The 562-nt window shown below is 43.2% G+C and carries 1 protein-coding gene; it reads right to left on the bottom strand.

Annotated features, from left to right (window positions below):
- Positions 1-562 (bottom strand): hypothetical protein (locus tag KCG35_RS26130; RefSeq protein ID WP_215822860.1); only part of this gene is annotated, 562 nt, incomplete at both ends.

The following is a 562-nucleotide window of genomic DNA, read 5'->3' as shown; positions in this document are numbered from 1 at the left end:
GCATTCCCACTGCATAATCCCTGAAATTTCAACACCACAAGGCATACGCCATACCCCAATAAAACCATGAGGGTCATCGTAGGCTGGTGGCCCCATACCAAGCAAAGCACTCCGATAAGCGACACTATCGCCAACCGTACTGGCGCTACTGACCCACGCTTTAAACGACTCCCAAGGGACAAGATGGAGCTGTTTTTTATCATCCACCCAAGCGACTTCACGGCGCTGCCGATTGAAGCGGGTCTGCATGTTTTCTTTGCCATGTTTAAAGTGAGAGTAAATAACATAGAAAATAAAAATAAGTGTAATTAATAACCATGCCCCACCTAATACAAAAATTAGTGGCCAATCAATTGGCTCATAAGATGGAGCAATTACCCTCATAAAAAAATATAAGCATACAAGGACTAAAGCAGTTACAGAAAGCCCAAAGTACAACAGCTCAAAAGCTGCCTTGGCGTTGCCACTGCCAATATCGATATACACGTTATTTTTTTTTATCAGTACGTTTAAAGGATCTGCGGCCTTATAACCTGTCCAAACAGGTAACGGAGACAGTATC

The organism is Zooshikella harenae (assembly GCF_018837975.1).
GTDB classification, from domain to species: domain Bacteria; phylum Pseudomonadota; class Gammaproteobacteria; order Pseudomonadales; family Zooshikellaceae; genus Zooshikella; species Zooshikella harenae.
The sequence above is the reverse complement of the archived record's forward strand: the minus strand, read 5'-3'. Positions and strand labels throughout refer to the sequence as shown.